Annotated in this window: 3 protein-coding genes and 1 pseudogene; 1 reads left to right on the forward strand and 3 read right to left on the reverse strand. The window is 37.0% G+C overall.

The features are described 5' to 3' along the window. Positions 1 to 260: 260 nt before the first annotated feature. A complete protein-coding gene (locus ACFO6W_RS22935; protein ID WP_380000893.1) occupies positions 261 to 1,367 on the reverse strand; it encodes a site-specific integrase in 1,107 nt (368 codons plus the stop codon). A 505-nt stretch (positions 1,368 to 1,872) separates the two neighbouring features. Then, positions 1,873 to 3,666: a glycoside hydrolase family 15 protein gene (locus tag ACFO6W_RS22940; RefSeq protein ID WP_380000895.1), complete on the reverse strand. Its 1,794-nt coding sequence runs from the start codon at positions 3,664 to 3,666 to the stop codon at positions 1,873 to 1,875. A 203-nt stretch (positions 3,667 to 3,869) separates the two neighbouring features. Between ACFO6W_RS22940 and ACFO6W_RS22945 the strand changes: the two genes are divergently transcribed. Continuing rightward, positions 3,870 to 6,038 (forward strand): bifunctional alpha,alpha-trehalose-phosphate synthase (UDP-forming)/trehalose-phosphatase, encoded by a 2,169-nt coding sequence (locus tag ACFO6W_RS22945; RefSeq protein WP_380000897.1) that lies wholly within the window; start codon positions 3,870 to 3,872, stop codon positions 6,036 to 6,038. A 134-nt stretch (positions 6,039 to 6,172) separates the two neighbouring features. Here the strand turns inward: ACFO6W_RS22945 and ACFO6W_RS22950 are convergent. Next, a pseudogene (locus tag ACFO6W_RS22950) lies at positions 6,173 to 6,441 on the reverse strand (hypothetical protein); the annotation flags it as partial.

Below are 6,441 nucleotides of genomic sequence, written 5' to 3' on the forward strand. Positions count from 1 at the left end.
CATTTCCATATTGTTGCCCAATGCTTATTCCCGCCTGCCTAAACTTCTGTTTTTAAGTTTGTAATGAAGGGTTAAAACTGTAAAAGCATTTCGTTATGAGTAACCAAAATAGATTGGAAAAAGGGAAACAGAAAAGAAATGATTGAGTATATTGGTAATATGAGGATTCTTTTGTAACTTTGCAGTTCAATATCGTTCTTTGTACTTTGTGAAAAATGACGTAAATAAACGAGACTCGCTCGTTTCTAAATCGTTACCTGTCAAGAAAAAAGTTCTTGTAACTTGCTTGTTTTCAGCCGAGAATAAAAATTCATGTGTCTTGCAATGTGTGTCGAGAGCTTCTGTTTAATCCCACATATTATAGCAATTTCCTTCAAATACTCATTCATCTTTTGATTGGTCGAAACCGGCAATAATTTCCCGTTATTCTCGTCTCTCTTATCTTTGTATTTTTCAAGAATAGCTAATGGAATATCAAGCAAAGGAACATTAACGGGCTCCTTTGTCTTTTCTCGTTCAGTCATAATCCAAAGTCGCTCGTCATAAGCTAACCTGATCTCATCTTCAGTTAAGTTATAAACATCAATGTACGCTAATCCAGTATAGCACTGAAAAATGAATATATCCCTGACTTGATTCAATCTTTCTGTTGAAAATTTTTTCTGGTATATTTTATCAATATCTTCCTTAGATAATATTTCACGATTAACCTTTTGTGTGTGAAATCTAAAATTTGCAAATGGATCGACTTTCATATCATACCCGGTATTAATGATAAAATTGAAAACAGTCCTGAATCGTTGCATGAATTTCATTGCCGTATTATTACTGCATCCACAATGATTACAGAGATATGCATAGAAGTTTTCAAGGAACATGTAGTCTATCTCCTGTACAATAATATCCTCGATGTTATATTTGATACGCAAGAATTCACTCATCCGGTTTTTAGTCAGCTCATATCTTTGGGCTGTTTTAGATGATGTCCTGCTGCCGATCCTAAGGTTGTATTGCTCATTATGCAGGCTAAAATACTCCATAAAAGTTTTTCTGTCAGGGTCATTGCCTTGCAATTTTTCTTTTATTGTTTCAGGTAATACATAACCTTTTGTATCCAACTCCCTGTTGTATAGTTGGTCAATTTTGGAGCGTAGATTATCAAGCAAACGATTTAGATTTGTGGCATCGGATGTTCTACCGATAGCCCTTCCAAGTTTAGTATCCCATAAATTGGGGTCAACTTCCAGCTTGGAGCTGAATTGTACCATTTGTTTGTTGATAGTAATACGGACCATAATCGGAACTAATCCCTGTGCATTAACCCGATCTTTCCTTAAATAGAATAATGTTCTGAATGTTGATTTCATACTGTCAATGTTTAAAATTTCAAAATTACTTTCTAATGTATTTTGAATGGCAGACAAAATATAGACAATATGCTACAATGCAGAGACTTAAATTGAAATTCGTTACCATTTTGTCATCGGTGTTTTTGGGTAACGGATTGGTAACGAAACTCTGTCCGAATTCGACCGGGCGGCTTTCTTATTTGTGTCTTTTTACAAGATATAAAAACAGAAAAACCTCTCATAATCAATAGTTATGAGAGGTTTTGTCTTGTTTGACCTCGAACTGTCTTTAAAAGGTTCAGTTCTTGAAGTGATCCCACTTGGATCAACCGATTTATGTCTTAAACTGATGTTTTCTAATATTTTACAGAAACACTACTATTAATTTAGTAGCGGTTTAGTAGTTATTTTTGGCTTTTTGTTGTCTCTCAAAATACCACTTTTGGCTTGGAGTTGACTTGTATTCTTTTGTTAGTTCAAAAATAGTGATTATTCTTTGAAATACCAATTTTGAAGTCTATAATTATGCCCTCACAAATTTTGAAAACGCTTTCTCTTCCGAAAATAATAAAGCCGTATTTATCAGTGCCAGATGTGAATATGCCTGAGGGAAATTACCTAATTGCCGTTTTGTATCAAAATCGAGATCTTCACTGAATAATCCCAAATGATTGGAATAAGTAAGCAACTCATTAAATACCTTTAAGGCTTCTTCTTTCTGTCCTGTAACAAATAATGCACGTACGAGCCAGAAAGTACATATTGTAAATGAAGACGAAGGCAAACCAAAATCATCATCGGTTTTATACCTGTACATCAATCCCTCGTGGAATAATTCCTGTTTGATTCGCTCTACCGTCTTAACGAACTTTTCGTCATCTGGATCGATAAATCCGTATTGTTCCATTAATAACAGTGAAGAATCCATATCATAATTATCATACGTTTGTGTAAAACTCTGTATTTCCTCATTCCAGCCATGTGCTAAAACATCATTTTTGATTTCTTCGGCTTGTTCTTTCCATTCAGTTTCATATTCTGACTTACCCAAAAAAGTGGCGACACTTACGGCTCTGTCCAACGCCACCCAACACATCACTTTCGAAAACACAAAATGTTTTTCGGTATTGCGGAATTCCCATATACTTTGGTCAGGATTTCTCCATTCTATAGATACCGTTTTGACAATGTTTTTTACTATTTCCCACATCTCTTCTATTTCGTCGAGAGTTCCGGGAAAATGGATATAATAATTGTAGATAACGTCCATCAAGTACCCTAACGAATCATTTTGTCGTTGATTGTATGCCGCATTCCCGATCCTCACAGGTTTTGAATTTTCATATCCCGATAAATGGTCGAGAATCTCCTCTCTTAAAGTCCGGCTGCCATCAATGGCATACATAATCTGAAAAGAGTCCGATTTCGATCTCAATATTCTTTTAATAAAACCCATAAATCGCTTTGCAGCAGACTGGTGCCCCATTTTCAATAAAACTTCTATCGACATGGAGGCATCCCTGATCCAGCAAAACCGGTAATCCCAATTGCGTACTTCGCCAATCGTTTCCGGAATGCTAGTGGTCAGGGCAGCAATAACTGCCCCTGAATCCTGATAAGACATTAGCTTCAATATCAACAGGCTGCGGGATATAACATCATTGTATTGAATAAATTTGCGGGAACGGTTATTCCAGTTCAGCCAATAGACCTTAGTGCGTTGGTATTCCAGATAAACACGGTCGATGTCTATCGATACAAGCTTTTGTCCATAAGATAATAAGATGAACTCCTCTTTTTCGAGGGTTATTTCTTCGCTATTCAGTACCGTGTCAAAATCGAGGCTTGAATACAAGTACATATTATCCTTGATGTTTTCACATGAAGAAGTTTTTATGTAGTCCGCAAATTTCTGGTGAGAGGCTGTTTCTTTAGCATAATTCATCACAGGCTCGTACTGAACCCGAAAACGCGGTTTGCCTGTCAACAGGCGTATATAACGGTAAACTTCCGCAGGAAAGAAATGATCCATTTGTAAAGTCCTGTATCTGGGCATAAAATCGAGTACCTCGAAACTACCCTCATCAGAAATGAATTGTGTACACAGGATATTAGTCCCTTTCATATATTTTTGCGTACATGTATAATCGCCGGATACTATAAAGGCAAAACTCCCACCGGATTTTTCATCCAGAATTTTGGAAAATACTGACGGCGAATCAAAATTTGGCATACACAACCAATCGATGCTTCCTTTTTCCGAAATTAATGCTGCCGATTTACAATTTCCTATAATTCCGTAATTTAGATTATTCATGTTTAATATTTGTTTTATCCGATGTTTATACCGTTCTTTAGGATACAATGTAGTCTTTGTTTGAACCAAACTCGCAATTCCTCTGTTCTATTTAGTATTAATTCACACTTCGTGATCGTTTCTTCTCCAGTTTACTGAAAGAAATACATTGTAAGAACATTCCTGGAGTGTTCTGGAAATTTCTTATTATTAAATTAAAAAAGATGAAACTTATAATAATAGCAAACAGGTTACCCTTGACAATTGTTCAGGAGAAAGAAGAGTATAAGGTTATTCCCAGTACCGGAGGGTTGTCGACAGGACTGGATTCTCTGGAAACAAAAATGGATAAACATTGGGTTGGCTGGCCCGGAATGTATATTGATGACTGCAAGGAAAAAGAAGTGATAGATGAACAGTTGGAAGAGCAGAACTTTCATCCGGTTTATTTATCTCCCGACCAAATAGAAAATTATTACGAAGGGTATAGCAACAGCGTGCTATGGCCGCTCTGCCACTATTTTTCAAATCATATGCGATATGAGAACAAATATTGGGAGGCTTATAAAGAGGTTAATAGTCTATTCTGTGAAGCGGCTCTGGAGATTATTGAACCTGGCGATATAGTTTGGGTACAGGATTACCAGTTGATGCTGTTGCCTAAAATGCTCCGTGATAGAACTCCTGATATCAGTATTGGTTATTTTCATCATATACCCTTTCCTTCTTATGAATTATTCAGAGGTTTACCCGAGAGAGCCGAAATATTGAACGGATTATTGGGTGCCGATTTAGTCGCATTCCATACCCACAATTATATGCGACACTTCATAAGTGCTGTATACAGGGTACTGAAGCTAGATTGTCAACTAGATGAAATACAAATGGACAGGCGTGTGGTTGATGTCGATGCTTTCCCTATGGGGATTAACTATGATATGTTCCATGATGCCTTGTTGAATCAGGAGATTAAAGATAACGCGGAGGAGCTAAGAGTAAGCTTCGGTTCAGGCAAACTGATCCTGTCGGTAGATAGGCTGGACTATAGTAAAGGTATTATGATTCGTCTAAGAAGTTTTGAAGAATTTTTGGAAAATCATCCCGAATATATAGGAAAAGTATCATTGGTGATGATTGTAGCTCCTTCGCGAGATAATGTGGATATCTATGCCGAGCTAAAGAATGAGATAGATATGAAAGTGGGAGCCATCAATGGAAAATATTCAAGTATTGATTGGACTCCGGTGTATTATTTTTATCGTGCTTTCGGTTTCGAAGAACTGGCAGCTCTCTATCATATAGCCGACATTGCTTTAGTCACACCTCTGCGCGATGGTATGAATCTGGTTGCCAAAGAATATGTAGCAACAAAAAGAGGTGAACCGGGTGTACTTATCCTTAGCGAAATGGCAGGTGCTTCCATTGAATTGTCCGACGCCATTATTGTAAATCCCACAGATATAAAAGAGATAGAAAGCGCTATTTTACAGGCATTGGAAATGCCTGCTGAGGAACAATTAGAGACTATTACAGTCATGCAGAAAATCATATCAACCCAGACGGTTAAACAATGGGCTAAAGATTTCATTGAAGAATTAACAGGCATAAAATCCAAGAATGATGCTTTACAACAGAAGATAGTTGAGAAAAAGAATTTTGATATTATAAAACAGGCTTATGATAAAGCCAGAAATAGACTTGTCATACTCGATTATGATGGAACATTGGCTCCCTTTTATAAAGAGCCGATGCAAGCATTTCCTACTCCTAATTTACTCAAGATATTAGAAGACCTGAGTGCGGATCCTAAAAACCATATCGTTATAAGTAGCGGGCGCAACAAGGAAACGTTGGATAAATGGTTGGGGCATTTACCTATTGGCTTAGCCGCTGAACATGGGGCTTTTTATAAAGAAGAAGGCATTTGGCACCAGACAGCTCAAAATATAGAATGGGATGATGAAATACCTGAAATAATAAGACAAACTGTAAAACGAACTCCACGCTCAAAGATGGAGGTAAAAGATACCGCTTTGGTATGGCATTACCGAAATGTGGATGTATGGTTAGCAGATCTTCGGGTAACTCAACTCATCAATGCATTATTAAATCCATGCGCCCGTCATAACCTGCAGATAATGAAAGGAAATAAAATAGTAGAAGTAAAATATAGTGATATTAGTAAAGGTTCGGAAGCTAACAGATTAATAAATAAAGGTAATTATGACTTTGTGATGGCTATAGGCGATGATACTACCGATGAGGAAATGTTTATGGCATTACCTTCCGATGCTATTGCAATCAAGGTAGGGCAAAGTTCAAATGCTGCATTATACAATCTGCCAATACAACAGCAGACTCTGTCTTTTCTTCTGGGATTGTTAGATCAGTAAAAGTAATAGCTATTTTAAGCTATCACCTTTCTTGTTCTTTTCAGCACGTTTATTTGCTTTATCTGCTCTTTTTTCTTTCAGGCTTTTGAGCGGAGTTTTTTTCTCTGACTTATTGTTGCCTTTTCTTTCTTGTGACTGTATAATATCGGTGAGCGTTGCAAATTGGACTCCTTCTTTTAGACCTCTTCGTTTCCATTCGTCAGTTAGCTCTTTACGGATTTCAATACTTTTAAGCCGTTGGTTTATCCAATTCTCAGAATAACCTAAACGAAGATATTGTTCCATAGCTCGATCGATTGTTAATTCCGGATCTTGCATTTCATCTAATCTCTCAGATGCAACTTGTGGAAAATCCAGTGAGCGTTGCCCCCTCGTGCCAAATCTAAATTGACCCCTGAAAAAA

The sequence above is a fragment of the Dysgonomonas termitidis genome (genome assembly GCF_042654545.1).
Classification (GTDB): domain Bacteria; phylum Bacteroidota; class Bacteroidia; order Bacteroidales; family Dysgonomonadaceae; genus Dysgonomonas; species Dysgonomonas termitidis.

What these genes read in the sequence shown, in the direction of transcription:
- ACFO6W_RS22940 (WP_380000895.1), bottom strand. Translation starts at nt 3,666, where the DNA reads ATGAATAATCTAAATTACGGAATTATAGGAAATTGTAAATCGGCAGCA.
- ACFO6W_RS22935 (WP_380000893.1), bottom strand. Translation starts at nt 1,367, where the DNA reads ATGAAATCAACATTCAGAACATTATTCTATTTAAGGAAAGATCGGGTT.
- ACFO6W_RS22945 (WP_380000897.1), top strand. Translation starts at nt 3,870, where the DNA reads ATGAAACTTATAATAATAGCAAACAGGTTACCCTTGACAATTGTTCAG.